14 protein-coding genes are annotated in these 17,102 nt (G+C 62.2%); all 14 read left to right on the top strand.

Features of this window, described 5'->3' with window-relative positions; all coding sequences use genetic code 11:
* Window positions 1-21: 21 nt before the first annotated feature.
* Window positions 22-957, top strand: a complete 936-nt coding sequence (locus ROTMU0001_RS06195) for a shikimate dehydrogenase (protein ID WP_005508732.1) — start codon at window positions 22-24, stop codon at window positions 955-957.
* Between the two features lie 119 nt (window positions 958-1,076).
* Window positions 1,077-2,294, top strand: coding sequence for a chorismate synthase (aroC, locus tag ROTMU0001_RS06190; RefSeq protein WP_005508730.1), 1,218 nt, complete (start codon window positions 1,077-1,079; stop codon window positions 2,292-2,294).
* Window positions 2,294-3,928, top strand: a complete 1,635-nt coding sequence (locus ROTMU0001_RS06185; RefSeq protein WP_005508729.1) for a shikimate kinase — start codon at window positions 2,294-2,296, stop codon at window positions 3,926-3,928. Before aroC ends, ROTMU0001_RS06185 begins: the two co-directional genes overlap by 1 nt.
* A 25-nt stretch (window positions 3,929-3,953) precedes the next feature.
* Window positions 3,954-5,081 (top strand): 3-dehydroquinate synthase, encoded by a 1,128-nt coding sequence (gene aroB, locus ROTMU0001_RS06180; protein WP_005505930.1) that lies wholly within the window; start codon window positions 3,954-3,956, stop codon window positions 5,079-5,081.
* Window positions 5,082-5,309: 228 nt separating this feature from the next.
* A complete protein-coding gene (efp, locus tag ROTMU0001_RS06175; RefSeq protein ID WP_005505932.1) occupies window positions 5,310-5,873 on the top strand; it encodes an elongation factor P in 564 nt (187 codons plus the stop codon).
* Window positions 5,873-6,283, top strand: a complete 411-nt coding sequence (gene nusB, locus ROTMU0001_RS06170) for a transcription antitermination factor NusB (RefSeq protein ID WP_005505934.1) — start codon at window positions 5,873-5,875, stop codon at window positions 6,281-6,283. Before efp ends, nusB begins: the two co-directional genes overlap by 1 nt.
* A gap of 563 nt (window positions 6,284-6,846) precedes the next feature.
* On the top strand, window positions 6,847-7,542 hold the full coding sequence (locus ROTMU0001_RS06165; RefSeq protein ID WP_005508727.1) for a hypothetical protein: 696 nt from the start codon (window positions 6,847-6,849) through the stop codon (window positions 7,540-7,542).
* A gap of 238 nt (window positions 7,543-7,780) precedes the next feature.
* Window positions 7,781-8,455, top strand: coding sequence for a bifunctional pyr operon transcriptional regulator/uracil phosphoribosyltransferase PyrR (pyrR, locus tag ROTMU0001_RS06160; protein WP_005508726.1), 675 nt, complete (start codon window positions 7,781-7,783; stop codon window positions 8,453-8,455).
* Window positions 8,452-9,453: an aspartate carbamoyltransferase catalytic subunit gene (locus tag ROTMU0001_RS06155; protein ID WP_005508724.1), complete on the top strand. Its 1,002-nt coding sequence runs from the start codon at window positions 8,452-8,454 to the stop codon at window positions 9,451-9,453. The genes pyrR and ROTMU0001_RS06155 overlap by 4 nt, the downstream gene beginning before the upstream one ends.
* Before the next feature lie 30 nt (window positions 9,454-9,483).
* Window positions 9,484-10,785: a dihydroorotase gene (locus tag ROTMU0001_RS06150; RefSeq protein ID WP_005508723.1), complete on the top strand. Its 1,302-nt coding sequence runs from the start codon at window positions 9,484-9,486 to the stop codon at window positions 10,783-10,785.
* Window positions 10,786-10,929: 144 nt separating this feature from the next.
* On the top strand, window positions 10,930-11,469 hold the full coding sequence (locus ROTMU0001_RS06145) for a PH-like domain-containing protein (RefSeq protein WP_005508722.1): 540 nt from the start codon (window positions 10,930-10,932) through the stop codon (window positions 11,467-11,469).
* A gap of 165 nt (window positions 11,470-11,634) precedes the next feature.
* A complete protein-coding gene (gene carA / locus ROTMU0001_RS06140; protein WP_005508720.1) occupies window positions 11,635-12,822 on the top strand; it encodes a glutamine-hydrolyzing carbamoyl-phosphate synthase small subunit in 1,188 nt (395 codons plus the stop codon).
* On the top strand, window positions 12,823-16,143 hold the full coding sequence (gene carB / locus ROTMU0001_RS06135; RefSeq protein ID WP_005508717.1) for a carbamoyl-phosphate synthase large subunit: 3,321 nt from the start codon (window positions 12,823-12,825) through the stop codon (window positions 16,141-16,143).
* Window positions 16,143-17,018 (top strand): orotidine-5'-phosphate decarboxylase, encoded by an 876-nt coding sequence (gene pyrF, locus ROTMU0001_RS06130; RefSeq protein ID WP_005508716.1) that lies wholly within the window; start codon window positions 16,143-16,145, stop codon window positions 17,016-17,018. Before carB ends, pyrF begins: the two co-directional genes overlap by 1 nt.
* The last annotated feature ends 84 nt before the right edge of the window (window positions 17,019-17,102 follow it).

Below are 17,102 nucleotides of genomic sequence, written 5' to 3'. Positions count from 1 at the left end.
GTTGAGAGCGAGAGAGTATCGATGAAGACTGAACCGTACCGTGAGGCCCCATATCTTCGCCGCGCCTACGTGCTGGGGCACCCTATTGCGCATTCGCTGTCGCCCGCGCTGCATCGTGCCGCGTATGACTTTTTGGGTGAGCAGAATTTGGGTTATGATCGCCGCGATACTCTGCCCGATGATTTGCCGGCGATTATGCACGGTGTGCGTCACCCGAAGGGTACGGAGGACGCCCCGTATATTGCGGGTTTGTCGGTGACGATGCCGTTGAAGACCGCGGTCATTAAGTATTGCGATGAGCTGAGTGAGACTGCCCGCGTGACCGGTGCGGTGAACACGGTGTATCCGCGCGGTGAGAAGGTGCTGGGCGATAACACTGACGTGATCGGCATTGTGAACGCGCTGCGCCACGCCGGTTTGGAGCCGCAGCCACTCAAGGATTCTGCCGCGATTGTGGGTGGGGGAGCGACCGCTATTTCCGCCCTGACCGCACTGCATCAGCTGGGGTATTCCCGTGTGAGCGTGTACGCCCGTTCGTTGCATAAGCTCGGTAGCGTGCAGGAGGCGGCGGACCGCCTGGGTGTTCAGCTGGAGCAGGTTTCCCTGGCTGAGCTGCCGCAGAATCTTGTGGAGCGCGGTCATCACCCGGTGGTGTCTACTCTTCCGGCGCATGCGGCGGATGAATGGGCGAGCCAGCTGAGCGGGCTGAAGGGCGCCTCCGCGACGCACCGGCCGGTACTGCTCGATGTTGCGTATAACCCGTGGCCTTCGGTGCTGGCGAGCGCCTGGGAGGCTAACGGCGGCACGGTGGTTTCTGGCCTGGAGATGCTGCTGTACCAGGCGGTGGAGCAGGTGCTGCTGTTTACCGACCGCACCCTGTCTGAGGGTGAACTGCTGGGCTTGGTGAATGCGATGTGCGCGGCGGTTGGTCTTGCCCCTCGTGCTTCCGTTTCGTGAAAAAAGCGTGCTTTCACTCGCTCAGTAAACGGGCATTTTATACACTATTTATACACGTGAAGAATTATTATTCCTTCCTCCTGCGCTGCGGTGCGGGTGCGATGAAAAGAGGTTAACCTATGGCCCTGCGTTGGCTCACTGCCGGAGAATCCCACGGCGAGGCGCTCGTCGGCATTATTGAGGGCGTACCCGCCGGTGTGGAACTCACCAGCGACATGGTGCGTGACGCCCTGGCTCGTCGCCGCCTCGGCTACGGTCGCGGTGCCCGCATGAAGTTCGAGGAGGACCGCGTGCGCATCCTGGGCGGTGTGCGTCACGGCCTGACTCAGGGCGGCCCGGTCGCTATTGAGATTGCGAACACCGAGTGGCCCAAGTGGACTGACGTGATGAGCTCCGACCCGGTGGATCCGAAGCTGATTGAGGGTCGTGCGCGTAATGCTGCGCTGACCCGTCCGCGCCCCGGTCACGCCGATTTTGCGGGTATGCAGAAGTACAACTTCTCTGAGGCTCGCCCGGTGCTGGAGCGCGCCTCCGCACGTGAGACTGCGACCCGCGTGGCTCTTGGCGTGGTTGCCGCCCAGATTTTGAAGGCTCTGGGTGTTGAGCTGGTTTCTCACACCGTGGCTGTGGGTGGCGTGCACGCTCCCGAGGGCGCCCCGGTGCCTTCACCCCGCAACGTTGACCAGCTGGACGCTGACCCGCTGCGCTGCTTCGACAAGGCAACCTCCGACGCGATGGTTCAGCGCGTGGACGAGGCACACAAGGACGGCGAGACTCTCGGCGGCGTGGTTGAGGTGCTCGCGTACGGTATGCCTCCCGGACTGGGTTCGTACGTGCACTGGGACCGCCGCCTGGACGCGCGTCTTGCCGCAGCGCTGATGGGTATTCAGGCTATTAAGGGCGTTGAGGTTGGCGACGGTTTTGCGACCGCTGACCGCCCGGGCACTGCCGCTCACGACGAGATTTCCATCGGTGAGCACGGCGTTACCCGCGATACCAACCGTGCAGGTGGTATTGAGGGCGGCATGAGCATTGGCGACCTGCTGCGTGTGCGCGCGGCAATGAAGCCCATTGCGACCGTGCCGAAGGCTCTGAAGACCATTGACACTTCCACCGGTGAAGAGGCTCGCGCCCACCACCAGCGTTCGGACGTGTGTGCCGTTCCCGCCGCCGGCGTGGTGGCGGAGGCTATGGTCGCCCTGGTGCTCGCTGAGGCTGCACTGGAGAAGTTTGGCGGCGACTCGATTGGTGAGACTCGCCGCAACATGGATTCCTACCTGGACGCCATTCCGGCGTCTCTGGCGTGGGAGTCTAACGTGGCTGGTTGGGACGCGTAGTGCCCCTTCCGGCGGAGTCTGAGGGCCGCGGCGCTAAGGGTCGCGGTTCCGGGGAGGTTTCTGTGGAGCAGGGTGTTCGCCCGGTCGCTTCGAGCCCCCTTGCGCGTATTGCTGCGGCAACGCAGCGTGCGCGAGGGGGCGCTTCGCCGCGCCCGGAATCCGGCGCAGAATCCGGTGTATCTGAACCCGGTGTACCTGCTGCGGCTGAGCAGAGTGTTGAGGCTGCGGGCGCTGGGGCTGTTGAGGTTGCTGGCGCTGGGGTTCGTGAGACTGTTGCGCGTGAGGCTACCGCCTCGGTTTCTTCTGCGTCAGTTTCTTCTGTGCGTCCGGCTTCTCGCGTGCCCACCCCCGCTGATTTGATGCGTTCTGGCGCCCGTCCCCTGCCCGCCGCCGCTACGGCGAGCACGCAGGGTGTGCGCCTGTACGCCTCCTCGGTATCTGAGGACGCCGACCAGGCGCTCGGCCTGGACGAGGACCTGCGCCTGAAGCTGCTCAGCGCCCTGCAGGGCATGGGCACCGCCGAAGAGGAGCCCCGCAAGGAACCCGCGAAGGCGGAAGCACCCAAGCCAGCAGCTCCAAAACCGGCCGCGCCGTCAGTAGTCGCTGTGCCCAAGCCGACTGTGCCTAAGCCGACTGTGCCTAAGCCTGCCGCGCCCAAGCCGGCACCTCCGATGCAGGCTCAGCCTGCAGAGGCGGCGGGGGAGAGCGCTACCGCTTCTGCTCCCGTGCAGAAGGCTGAACCCCAGTCTGCACCGGCTGTGCCTGCAATCCCTGCAACTGCACCTGCACATCCTGTAGCTGTGCCCGCGGCTGAACCCGCCAAGCCGGTTCGTCCGACCCCGGCGCTGTTCGGCAAGGTTCAGGTTGCTGCGCCCGCAGCACCCGCCGCGGAAGAAGAGAACCAGGCGGGGGAGAAGCCCCTCGACGCTTCCGAACTGCCCGCAACCCCGGCTGAATCTGTGGCACCCGCAGAGCTCACCGTCCCCACAGAGCTTGCCGCCCCCGCAGAGGCGCTCGCAGAAGACGAGTCCGCCGGCGCTCGCATCCACCCGCAGCAGGTGCGTGAAATGCACGAGAACTTCGCGGAACGCTCCCGACCCATCGTGCTCATCGGCCCCATGGCGGCAGGTAAAACCTACATTGGTACGCACCTTGCGCGTTTCTACGGCTACGAGTTCCTCGACGCCGACCAGCTCATCGTGGAACGCTACGGCGAAGTCTCCGAAATCTTCGAGATTTTCGGTGAGGCGTACTTCCGCGAGCTCGAACGCAAAACCATCGAAGAGGTCCTCACCTCGCCCGTGTACCGCAACACGGTGTTTTCCCTGGGCGGTGGCGCGCCCATGACCGACTCGGTCGCGGAGCTGCTCAAGGACGAATGTGTGGTGTACATCCTCGTTGATGCTGACACCGTCACCCCGCGCATTACCGGCAATAAGACCCGCCCGCTGCTGCAGCCGAACCCGGTCGAGCGGTGGACCGAAATTTTTGAGCGCCGCCGCAGCCGATACGAAGAGCTGGCGCACTTCACCCTGGACGCACGAGGCGGCCGCCCCATCACCGAGATGACCGCCGAAATCCAGGCGTACGTGACCGCAACTCGCGCCTCCCGCGCGCAGCGCCCCCAAGCATAACCCCTCACCTGTGAAAGGACACATGATGAGCACTCAGCCCACCCCCACTTTCGGTGCCTCCGGCGCGGAAGATATCACCCGCATCCCGGTGACCGGCAGCTCCCCGCGTGAGAACTATGAGGTTCTCATCGGCCACAACCTGCTCGGTAAAATCCCCGAAATTCTGGGCAACCGCACCAAGAAGGTGCTCGTGATTCACCCGCGTGCCCTGCGTTCCACCGGTGAGCTGGTCATGGAAGACCTGCGCGCCATGGGCTACGAATCGTTCAGCGCCGAAATCCCGGACGCTGAGGAGGCAAAGCACTACCAGGTGGCGGCGTTCTGCTGGCAGGTGCTCGGTCAGAATGACTTCACCCGCACCGACGCGATCATCTCCGTGGGCGGCGGCGCTATTACCGACGTCGCCGGCTTCGTCGCGGCAACCTGGCTGCGCGGCGTGCGCGTCATCCACATTCCGACCACCCTGCTCGGCATGGTGGACGCCGCCGTGGGCGGTAAGACCGGCATCAACACCGCCGAAGGTAAGAACCTGGTCGGCGCGTTCTGGCCGCCCGCCGCCGTGCTCTGCGAGATTGGCACCCTGCGCACCTTGCCTGAACACGAGCTGCTGACCGGTATGGGTGAGGTCGTCAAGTGCGGCTTCATCGCAGACCCTGAAATTCTCGACCTGATCGAGGCGAACCCGAACGCCGTACGCGACTCGCAGTCCGCCGTGATGCGTGAACTCATTGAACGCAGCGTGCGCGTGAAGGCCGAGGTCGTCTCCGAGGACCTGCGCGAATCCGGCCGCCGCGAAATCCTAAACTACGGCCACACCCTCGCCCACGCTATCGAACGCAACGAACGCTACCAGTGGCGTCACGGCGCGGCAGTGTCCGTCGGCATGGTCTACGCCGCCGAACTGGCGCTGGCAACCGGCCACGCCGATGAAGAACTCGTGGCACGCACCCGCCGCATCCTCGAATCCCTGGGCCTGCCCACCTCCTACAAAGCAGACGCATGGCCCCAGCTGCTCGAAGCAATGCGCCGCGACAAGAAGGCACGCGGCAACCTGCTGCGCTTCATCATTCTTGACGGTTTGGCTCGCCCGCGCGTCTACGAGGTGCCGGACGACTCGATCCTGTACATGACCTACCAGGAGATTACCGAGTAGGTGACGGGTCCCGTACATTTACCGGATGCACCCGCCACGCGGCTGCCAGCATATGCACACCAGCATGCGGCAGCCGGGCGGGGCGCCACAGAAAAACTGTGGCGCCCCTGCTAGGCAAATTCGTGCGCATCCTGTAGAATGTACGGGACATATTTTTGCTCATTGAAAACTTAGCGCCTCGCCGGGTACCACTACGGCGTGAGCGTCGATGACACGAAGGAGAGCCCCATGGCATCCACTACCGATATTAAGAACGGCGCCGTCCTGAAGATTGACGGCAACCTCTGGTCCGTCGTAGAGTTCCAGCACGTTAAGCCCGGCAAGGGTGGCGCATTCGTCCGCACCAAGCTGCGCAACGTTACCTCCGGCAAGGTCGTCGACCGTACCTTCAACGCTGGCGCTAAGATCGAAACCGCAACCGTTGACCGCTCCGACTACCAGTACCTGTACCAGGACGGCGACGACTACGTCTTCATGGACATGAAGACCTACGACCAGATCAACGTTCCCGCAACCGTTGTCGGCGACGCAGCAAACTACATGCTCGAATCCCAGACCGCAACCATCGCAATGCACGAGGGCAGCCCCCTGTACATCGAGTTGCCCGCATCCGTGGTCCTCGAAATCACCTACACTGAGCCCGGCCTGCAGGGTGACCGCTCCACCGGCGGCACCAAGCCCGCAACCGTTGAGACCGGCTACGAGATTCAGGTTCCACTGTTCCTGGAGACCGGCACCAAGGTCAAGGTTGACACCCGCACCGGTGAGTACCTCGGTCGCGTGAACGACTAATGAATTCGCGTACGAAAGCCCGATTGCGCGCCCTCGAAGTGCTCTTCGAGGCGGATCAGCGCAACGAAGATTATATTGAGGTACTCCGCCGCCGCCGACTGTACACGGTAGCGCAGATTTCTGCTTACTCTGAGGAAATCATTCGTGGCGTCCGCGACCACGACGAAGAGATCCGCGAGTTTGTGGAGACTTACGCCCGTGACTGGTCCTTCGAGCGTATGCCCGCCGTGGACCGTGCCGTGCTGCGTATTGGCACTTGGGAGCTTCTGTACAATGACGAAGTTCCGGATGCTGTCGCAATTTCTGAGGCTGTCGGTCTGGCGCGTGTGCTGTCCACGAATGAATCTCCGAAGTTCGTGAACGGTCTGCTGGATAAGCTCCGTCAGGTGAAGCCGACCCTGCTCGCGTAAGACGTCCCGCCGCGGCCTGCTGGCTTGTAGCTGGTTGGTTCGCTGTTTGAGGATGCGCCCGCAGGGGAACGTACGTGAAACCCCCGCCGTACTGTAGTTCGCTACAGGACGGCGGGGGTTTTCTGTGTCTAGGTTGAGCTTGTTTTGTGCCTGGGGTTGGGATGCGCTCGCGGGGGTTGGGGGCAGTAGCGGATGTGCCGGGAGGCTTCACCGGACAACGCAGGCGGGGGAGTGCCCCCTCTGCGGCGCTGGGGCGCCTTGAGGACGGAGCCCCCGCCCCGCGTGCCCGGTATGCGCCTCGGCCAGTATCAGCTACTCGCTTTGAGCGGATGCGGTCGCCCTGCGTGTCCGGTATGCGCCTCTATGCATACCTCAGATATGCCCTTGTCTGCACCTATATGAACGGAACATTGCCAAAATGGACAAATAGCGAGCCAGGGTGTGTGCTCCGTGGGTATATGTTAGGGTAATGGCATCAACCGATAACATTCCGCTGAATTCCACACGTTGTTGCGTGGATAATTCTGCGGTTTACACAACCACACACCAGAAAAGAACCAACAATGATGTTTAACCGTAGTTCTATTGCCGCGCTCTCTGCGGCGATGATGCTCGCCCTGTCCGCTTGTTCCGGCGGCGCGCAGGTCAACGCAGAATCGAGCGCTTCCACTTCCGCGAGCGCTGAATCGGCAAGTGCTGAGGCTTCCGCAACCCCTACTCCTTCACACACCCCGACCGGTTCTGAGGTTGTCGAAATCCGTGCCGCCGTTGATACCACTGTTGACTCAGAAGAAGCACGAAAAGCTGCAGGAGAAGCAGCTATGCAAGTGTTGGAACAAGACGTGCGCCTTCGGAATGCCTGGATGCAGGGGGATCTGGAACATACCAGTGAAGAGGAGCTCGCTAAGTATATGGAACCGAAGGGCGTTAAAAGCACCCTGGATGGTTTTGCGGACTTACGTGAAACACTTCAGGAAGGGTCGTTCAGTGGGCAGATTGAAATCCGCGATGTAGAAGTAGTCGAAGTATCTGCCTCAACGGACCAAAACGGGCAGAGCACCCCTAACGCCATTGTGCGTGTGCAGTATTGCGAAGACTGGGGAAGCATTCGCTGGCCAACCGGCGAACCTATTGTTCTTGATGATTCTCTCGCAACAGAGGAAATGCGCGAGAACATTATGATTCGTCGACCTGACGGTGTGTATGCGCTTCAAAAGGGACGCAAAATCCAAGGTGACTGCAAGCCCTCGCGGCACTAACGCTTTCAGAAATGGGAAGGTATTTGAAGTATATCTGAGTGTGCTTCAACTACCTTCCCACTTCTATTTTTATCTCGTGCTACAGGTGTGCGCCTTCAAGAGGCACCCTCAATATCCCCGCAACCCTCTCACCGTGAGCGGTCTCTCGCCGAACCTGAACGTAGCCTGTGAACTGTGGTACCCTACTAGAAGCACAAAACCTTTAAATCCGTCCCGTGAGGCGGGGAAGGAGACGGCTATGCCTGGGTCAACTGTACCCACATCCGGCGCGAATCAGGGGCGAAACGTAACCGCAGCCCCCCATTCGGCAACCCCTCAAAACGCCTCCGAGGACGCGACCACCGTCGGCCGCACCATCCTCAGCGAGGACGAAATCCGCCGCGCCCTCACCCGCATCGCCTACGAAATCATCGAAACCAACAAAGGCGTAGAAAACCTCGTACTCATCGGCATCCGCTCCCGCGGCGTGCCCCTCGCCGTACGACTCGCCGCCCGCATCCAAGCCATCGAGCCGAACTTCAACGCAGAAACCCGACTCGGCGCCCTGGACATCACCGCCTACCGCGACGACCAGCCCGTCTCGCCCAACGGCACCACCTCCCCAGATACCGCAGGGGAGAGTATCATGCCCACCATCGGCATTGAAGGTAAAACCGTAGTCCTCGTTGACGACGTCCTCTACTCCGGCCGCACCGTACGCGCCGCCCTCGACGCACTCAACGCCCACGGACGACCCGCCCTCGTACGCCTGGCAGTCCTCGTAGACCGCGGACACCGGCAACTACCCATCCGCGCCGACCACGTGGGCAAAAACCTGCCCACCAGCGCTAGCGAAACCGTGCGCGTCGTACTGACTGAAACCGACAACGCAACAGACCGAGTTGACATTATCCAGCTGGGAGGGCTCTCATGAAGCATCTGCTCGACACCCGCGAACTAACCCGCGAAGAAGCCATCGAAATCCTTGACGTCGCCGACTACATGGCGCAGGTCAAAGCCGAAAACCGCACCCTCAACGTGCTCAACGGCAAGACCGTCGTCAACCTCTTCTTCGAGGACTCCACCCGAACCCGCCTCTCCTTCGAAGCCGCAGAGAAGCGCCTGGGCGCCGCCGTCACCAACTTCTCCGCTTCTGGCTCCTCCCTGTCTAAGGGCGAGTCGCTCAAGGACACCGCGCAGACCCTCAAGGCGATTGCCGCGGATGCGTTCGTGATTCGCCACTCGGCATCCGGCGCACCGCAGCGCCTCGCCGAGGCAGGCTGGACCGACATCCCCGTACTCAACGCGGGCGACGGCACCCACGCACACCCCACCCAGGCACTGCTCGACGCCGTATCCCTGCGCCAGTACAAGGCAGAACGCGACGGCCTCGACAGCCCCCGCGGCACCGACCTGTCCGGCATGCGCGTGCTCATCGTCGGCGACATCCTGCACTCGCGTGTGGCACGCTCCAACCTCTGGCTGCTGACCACCCTCGGCGCGCAGGTCGTTTTCGTCGCACCGCCGACCCTGCTGCCGCTGAACACCGCCTCCTGGGTTGAAGAAGCCGGCGTGGAAATCTTCCACGACTTCGACGAAGCCATCGCCACCAACCCCGACGCCGTCATGCTGCTGCGCATCCAGAAGGAACGCATGAACGCCGCGTACTTCCCCTCCGCCGAGGAGTACACCGAGCTGTGGGGCCTGACCGCCGAACGCTTCGCAACCCTGCAGGCACAGCCGCAGCCGGTCGCAATCCTGCACCCGGGCCCCATGAACCGCGGCCTGGAAATCTGCACCGAAGCCGCCGACGCCACCAACTCCTGGGTCCTGCGCCAGGTCAGCAACGGCGTGGCGTTGCGCATGGCGGTGCTCTACCTGCTTCTGACCGACGGCTCCAGCGCCAAGCTCTACGCCGGCGACGAATCCTAAACGACCTTCCTAACGAGAGGAACCAACACCATGAGCAAGTACCTGATCAAGGGCGCAAGCCTCTACGGCGAAAAGGTCGCCGACATCCTCATCGAGGACGGCGTGATTAGCCGCATCGCAGAGAACATTGACGCCGCAGACGCACAGGTCGTCGAGGCGGCAGGCCAGGTGGCGCTGCCCGGCCTGGTCGACATCCACACCCACCTGCGTCAGCCCGGCTACGAGGCATCCGAAACCGTCGAGACTGGCACCCGCGCGGCAGCCCTGGGCGGCTACACCGCAGTGTTCGCCATGGCAAACTCCATGCCCGTGGCAGACACCGCCGCAGTCGTTGAGCAGGTTGACCGCCTCGGCAAGGAATCCGCATGGTGCCGCGTGCAGCCTATCGGCGCAGTGACCGTGGGTCTGAAGGGCGAGCGCCTCTCCGACATCGGCGGCATGGCGAACTCCACCGCGAACGTGCGCGTGTTCTCTGACGACGGCATGTGCGTGTACGATCCGGCCGTGATGCGCCGCGCCCTCGAATACGTCAAGACCTTCGACGGTGTTATTGCCCAGCACGCGCAGGAGCCGCGCCTGACCGAAGGCGCCCAGATGAACGAAGGTAAGGTGTCCGCTGACCTGGGTCTGACCGGCTGGCCCGCCGTCGCTGAAGAGGCAATCATTGCCCGCGACGTGCTGCTGGCTGAGCACCTGGACTCCAAGCTACACATCTGCCACCTGTCCACCAAGGGCTCCATTGAGGTTGTGCGCTGGGCTAAGTCCCGCGGCGTGAAGGTGACCGCGGAGGCAACCCCGCACCACCTGTTGCTCACCGACGAGACCGCACGCACCTACGACCCGATTTTCAAGGTGAACCCGCCGCTGCGCACCGAAGAGGATGTCATGGCGCTGCGTCAGGCAGTTGCTGACGGCATCATCGACGTGATTGGTACCGACCACGCACCGCACCCGGCAGAGACCAAGGAATGCGAGTGGGCGTGCGCCGCGAACGGTATGACCGGCCTGGAGCAGGCACTGTCCATCATCCAAATGACCCTGGTTGATACCGACATGATTACCTGGCGCGATGTGGCACGCATCCTCTCCGAGGAGCCCGCGAAGATTGGTCGCCTGGACCACGAGCAGGGCCGCCCGCTTGCCGAAGGCGAACCGGCAAACATTGTGCTGGTCGACCCGAAGGCAACCCGCGTCATCAAGCCGGAGGAGCAGGCAACCAAGGGTAAGAACAACCCCTACCGCGACATGGAGGTGCCCGGCTCGATCCGTGCAACCTTCTACGCTGGCCACCCGACCGTGCTGAACGGCGAGCTGGCAACCCCGCGCCGCTAAACCCGCGAGGCGAACGTACGTGGTGACCGTGCCTGGCGGTGGTAGGTTCGCGCCTGCCACCGCCTCGCCGGGAGCACCGCCCCCAACCTCATCAACCCAGGCCGAGATTATCGACCGAGACCCCAACCGAAAGAGAGAACCTTCGTGGGAAAGTTCCTGACCGCCGTCATCTGCATCGCCCTGGTCGCCCTGTGCATCTACGGCATGTGGCACGGATGGCGCTCGCGCCTGGCACGCCAGGCGAACATGTTCGGCTCCCTCAAGGAAGTTCCCGAACGCTACGAGGGCATGACCGCTGACGCCGCTTTTGAGGGCGAGTACGTCAGCACCACGATCTTCGGTAACTGGCTGGACCGCGTGGGTTTCGATTCGCTCGGCTTCAAGAGCAAGTCCACCCTGCTGATTTACCCGGACAGCATCATCTTCACCCGTAACGGCGCGAAGGACCTGTGGATCCCGGCGAAGAAGCTCGCAGTCATCACCACCGACCGTGGTATGGCGGGCAAGGTTGTGGAGAAGAACGGCCTGGTCGTGATCGGTTGGACCCTGGACGGTCACCGTGTGCAGACTGGCTTCCGCACCCGCTACGCCGAGGACAAGCAGGCGGTACTGCGGGAGCTGCGTCGCATCGCCCCGAACGCTGTGGATGCGCCCGAGAAGTGGGCGGCAGAACCGGAAGCCTAAAACCCGGCGCAATATCGCGGTGCAATATCACTGCGCACCCACACCCATAGATTTTGCCTGAGGTCAGACGAACACCCGCCGAAGGCACCATAGACTACCCCGGAACCTGCACGGTAGAGGCCGTACAGGAAGCGGGGGAGAACACCAGAGAAAAGGAAGAAGAGCATGACTGACATGACACGATCCGGCGCCCTGCGTACGGACCGCGCGCTGCTCGTCCTGGAGGACGGCACCGTCTACCGCGGCTACGGCTACGGCGCAACCGGCGCGTCCCTGGGCGAGGCGGTTTTCTCGACCGGTATGACCGGCTACCAGGAAACCCTGACCGACCCCTCCTACGCGGGTCAGATTGTGGTTCAGACCGCTCCCCATATTGGCAACACCGGCGTGAACACCACCGACGCTGAGTCCCGCAAGATTTGGGTTGCCGGCTACGTGGTTCGCGACGCAGCACGCGTGGCATCCAACTGGCGTTCTGAGCGCACCCTTGACGAAGAGCTCATCGAGCAGGGCATCGTCGGTATTCAGGGCATTGACACTCGTGCCCTGACCCGCCGCCTGCGTTCGAGCGGTTCGATGCGTGCGGGCGTGTTCTCCGGTGAGCACGCAGAACGCCCCGAAGCTGAACTGCTGGAGGAGGTGCGCGCCTCCGAGCCGATGGCTGGCCGTAAGCTCGCTGACTCCGTTTCGGTTGACACCGCCTACACCGTTGAGCCTCACCAGTTCAACTGGTTCGCACCCCCGGTCGCAACCATCGTCGCCCTGGACCTGGGCATCAAGTCGATGACCCCGCAGCGTTTCGCTGAGCGTGGCGTGCGCGTGCACGTGCTGCCCGCAAGCGCAACCCTCGAGGACATCTACTCCCACAACCCTGACGGCGTGTTCTTCTCCAACGGCCCCGGTGACCCGGCAACCGCTGACGAGCAGGTTGAGCTGCTACAGGGCGTGCTGCGTAAGGGCACCCCGTTCTTCGGCATCTGCTTCGGTAACCAGCTGCTCGGCCGCGCCCTGGGCTTCGGCACCTACAAGCTGCCCTTCGGCCACCGCGGCATCAACCAGCCGGTCATGGACAAGACCACCGGCAAGGTTGAAATCACCGCCCAGAACCACGGCTTCGCTGTGGACGCGCCGATTGGCGACTACATGACCGCACCGAACGCCGAGTTCGGTCAGGTCATGGTCTCCCACGTGGGTCTGAACGACAACGTGGTTGAGGGCCTGACCTGTAAGGACATTCCCGCGTTCTCCGTGCAGTACCACCCCGAGGCTGCTGCGGGCCCGCACGATTCCGCCTACCTCTTTGACCGTTTCATCGACCTGATGGTCGCAACCAAGACTGCAAAGGAAGCATAAATGCCTCGTCGTACTGACCTTAATAGCGTCCTCGTCATCGGTTCCGGCCCCATCGTCATCGGTCAGGCAGCGGAATTTGACTACTCCGGCACTCAGGCGCTGCGCGTGCTGAAGGAGGAGGGCGTGCGCGTCATCCTCGTGAACTCGAACCCGGCAACCATCATGACCGACCCCGAGTTCGCGGACGCCACCTACATTGAACCCATCACCCCCGAGGTGATTGAGAAGATCATCGAGAAGGAAAAGCCGGACGCAATCCTGCCGACCCTGGGTGGTCAGACCGCGCTGAACGCGGCTATCTCCCTGGATGAGCGCGGCGTGCTCTCCAAGTACAATGTTGAGCTGATCGGCGCGAACATTGAGGCGATTAACCTCGGTGAGGACCGTGAAGCATTCAAGGGCGTGGTAGAGCGCGCCGGCGGCGAGTCTGCCCGCTCGGTGATTGTTCACTCCATGCCGGAGGCGCTGGAAGCCGCTAAGGAGCTGGGCTACCCGATGGTGGTTCGCCCCTCCTTCACCATGGGTGGTCTCGGCTCGGGTATGGCGTACAACGAGGAAGACCTCTACCGTATTGCCGGCGCCGGTATTCAGTACTCGCCGACCAGCGAGGTCCTGCTGGAGGAGTCCATCCTCGGCTGGAAGGAATACGAGCTGGAGATGATGCGTGACACCAACGACAACGTCGTGGTCGTCTGCTCCATCGAAAACTTCGACCCCGTGGGCGTGCACACCGGTGACTCCATCACCGTGGCACCCGCACTGACTCTGACCGACCGTGAGTTCCAGAAGCTGCGCGACATCGCGATCAACGTGATTCGTGAGGTTGGCGTGGACACCGGTGGTTGTAATATCCAGTTCGCGATTGACCCGAAGACCGGCCGCATCATCGTCATTGAGATGAACCCGCGCGTGTCTCGTTCCTCGGCGCTCGCGTCGAAGGCTACCGGCTTCCCGATTGCGAAGATTGCGACCAAGCTGTCCCTGGGTTACACCCTGGATGAGATTCCGAACGATATCACCCAGAAGACCCCGGCGTCCTTCGAGCCGACCCTCGACTACGTGGTTGTGAAGGTTCCGCGCTTCGCGTTTGAGAAGTTCCCGGCTGCTGACCCGACCCTGACCACCACCATGAAGAGTGTTGGCGAGGCTATGGCTCTGGGCCGTAACTTCACTGAGGCTCTGCAGAAGGCGATGCGTTCGCTGGAGCAGAAGGGCGCGTCCTTCTCGTTCAAGCCGCTGTCTCTGTCTGAGGCTGAGCTGGCTGAGCTGATTGAGAAGACTAAGGTTGCGACCACTCAGCGTATTTACCAGGTTCAGCAGGCTCTGCTGGCTGGCGCTACCGTGGAGCAGCTGCACGAGGCTACCAAGATTGACCCGTGGTTCCTGGATCAGCTGGTGCTGCTGAATGAGGTTGCCGGCGTGGTTCACGCTAAGCGTGACAACCTTGATCCGGAGACCTTGAAGCTGGCTAAGCGTCACGGTTTCTCGGACGCTCAGATTGCTGAGATTATCGGCTCTTCTGAGGATGTTGTGCGCGGTGTTCGCCACGCTCTGGGTATCCGCCCGGTCTTCAAGACTGTTGACACCTGTGCTGCCGAGTTTGAGGCGTTCACTCCGTACCACTACTCCTCCTACGACCTGGAGGATGAGGTTGCGCACCACGAGAAGCCCTCGATTATGATTCTGGGTTCGGGCCCGAACCGTATCGGTCAGGGTATCGAGTTCGACTACTCCTGCGTGCACGCTTCGCTGGTGCTGCGTTCGCTCGGTTACGAGACTGTTATGGTCAACTGCAACCCTGAGACTGTTTCGACTGACTACGATATTTCGACTCGCCTGTACTTTGAGCCGCTCACCCTTGAGGATGTGCTTGAGATTGTTGAGTCGGAGCGTCGTACCGGCGGTCTGATGGGCGTGTTCGTTCAGCTGGGCGGTCAGACTCCGCTGAAGCTGGCTCGTGCCCTGAAGGATGCGGGCGTGCCGATTCTGGGCACCACCCCCGAGGCTATTGACCTGGCTGAGGACCGCGGCGAGTTCTCCCGCGTGCTGGAGGAGGGCGGCCTGATTTCGCCCAAGAACGGTACCGCGTTCACTTTCGAGGGTGCTAAGCGCATCGCTGATGAGATTGGTTACCCGGTTCTGGTTCGTCCTTCGTACGTGCTGGGCGGCCGTGGCATGGAGATCGTCTACGATGAGGCGAACCTGGCACGCTACCTGGAGAACGCTACCGAGGTTTCGCCTTCGCAGCCTGCTCTGATTGATAAGTTCCTTGAGGACGCTATCGAGATTGACGTTGACGCTCTGTTCGACGGCGAGGAGCTGTACTTGGGCGGCGTCATGGAGCACATTGAGGAAGCTGGTATTCACTCGGGTGACTCTTCCTGTACTCTGCCTCCGATTACTCTCGGCCCGGACATCATCGCGAAGGTGAAGGACGCTACCGAGAAGATTGCTCGCGGCACCGGTGTTCGCGGCCTGATTAACATTCAGTTCGCGTACGTGTCTGAGAACCTGTACGTGATTGAGGCGAACCCGCGTGCGTCTCGTACTGTTCCGTTCGTGTCGAAGGCTACCGGCGTGCAGATGGCTAAGGCTGCCGTGCTGATTGGTCTGGGTAAGAGCATTGCGGAGCTGAAGGCTGAGGGTTACCTGCCGTCGAACATGGATGGCGCATCCCTGCCTGAGGAAACTGCGATTGCTGTGAAGGCTGCGGTTCTGCCGTTCGCTCGTTTCCGCACTCCCGAGGGTGTTGTGGTGGATTCGCTGCTGAGCCCGGAGATGCGTTCGACCGGTGAGGTCATGGGTCTGGATAAGCACTATGACACCGCGTTCGCGAAGGCTCAGGCTGGTGCTGGTTCGCCGCTGCCGACCTCCGGTAAGGTGTTCATTTCGGTGGCTAACCACGATAAGCGTAACGTCATTATTTACGCGAAGATGCTGGAGTCGCTGGGCTTTGAGATCGTTTCGACCGGTGGTACCGCTGAGATTCTGCGCCGTAACGGCTTGAACTCGGTGATTGTGGCCTCGAAGTTCGCTGAGGCGAATGGCGACCACTCGATTGTGGACATGGTCCGCAATGGTGACATTGACCTGATTCTGAACACCCCTGCCGGTGGTGCTGCTCGTAGCGATGGTTACGAGATTCGTGCCGCTGCGGTTTCGGTGGGCTGCCCGGTCATGACCACTATCTCTGAGTTCGCTGCGGCTGTTCAGGCGATTAATGCTCTGCGTGAGCACAGCTGGGACATCATGAGCCTGCAGGAGCACGGCGTTCAGCTGGCTGCCGCTGTGGATGCTCGTTCCGAGGGTGGCGAGGCGTAATGTCCGCTGCTTTTGGTGATCGTCTGGCGAAGGCGATGGCGGAGCGCGGCCCGCTGTGTGTGGGTATTGACCCGCATCCGAACCTGCTGGAGCAGTGGGGTCTTGAGGATTCTGCTGCCGGCCTGGCTGCTTTTACTGAGGCGGTCTATGAGGGTTGCGCCCCGTTTGCGGCGGCGTTGAAGCCTCAGGTGGCGCTGTTTGAGCGTCACGGTTCGGCTGGTCTTGCTGTGCTGGAGGCGCTGTTTGCCCGCGCTGCCGCTGATGGTGTGCTGATTGTTGCTGATGCTAAGCGCGGCGATATCGGTTCGACCATGAAGGCGTACGCGGATGCGTGGCTCGGCTCCTCGTCGCCGCTGGGTACCGATTCGGTGACTTTGAGCCCGTACCTGGGTTTTGAGTCGCTACGTCCGGCGCTGGATTTGGCTGATGAGAATGACCGCGGCACGTTCGTGTTGGCGTTGACCTCGAACCCTGAGGGTAAGAGCGTTCAGCACGTGGGCGCGTCGGAGTCTGGCCATTCCGGCGAGTCTGGGGGCGCGGTGGCCAAGCGCATTATTGCCGCGGCGGTAGCCGAGAACGCCTCCCGCCAGTGGGAGCAGATGGGCCCGTGCGGCCTGGTGGTCGGTGCGACCGTCGGCCAGGCGCTGGTTGACCTGGGTATTGACCTGGGTTCCTTCAACGGCCCGATTCTGTCGCCCGGTTACGGCGCTCAGGGTGCCTCGGCCGCTGACCTGTACCGTGTGTTCGCGGGTGTGGAGTCGCAGGTGCTGGTGAATTCCAGCCGCGGCGTGCTCGCTGCGGGCCCGTCGGTTGAGGGTTTGGCTCAGGCTGCGCAGGCGGCTCGTGATGACCTGTTGGCGGCTCGCGGCGCGTAGTCCGCGTGTTGTGTGAGAGGGGCGTGTGCTCCGGGTGGATTCTGTTGAGGGTCTGTTCGGGGTGCGCGCCCCTTTTGCGTACAC

It is taken from the genome of Rothia mucilaginosa ATCC 25296, from assembly GCF_000175615.1.
GTDB lineage: Bacteria > Actinomycetota > Actinomycetes > Actinomycetales > Micrococcaceae > Rothia > Rothia mucilaginosa.
This window is presented reverse-complemented; position numbering and strand designations above follow the sequence as displayed.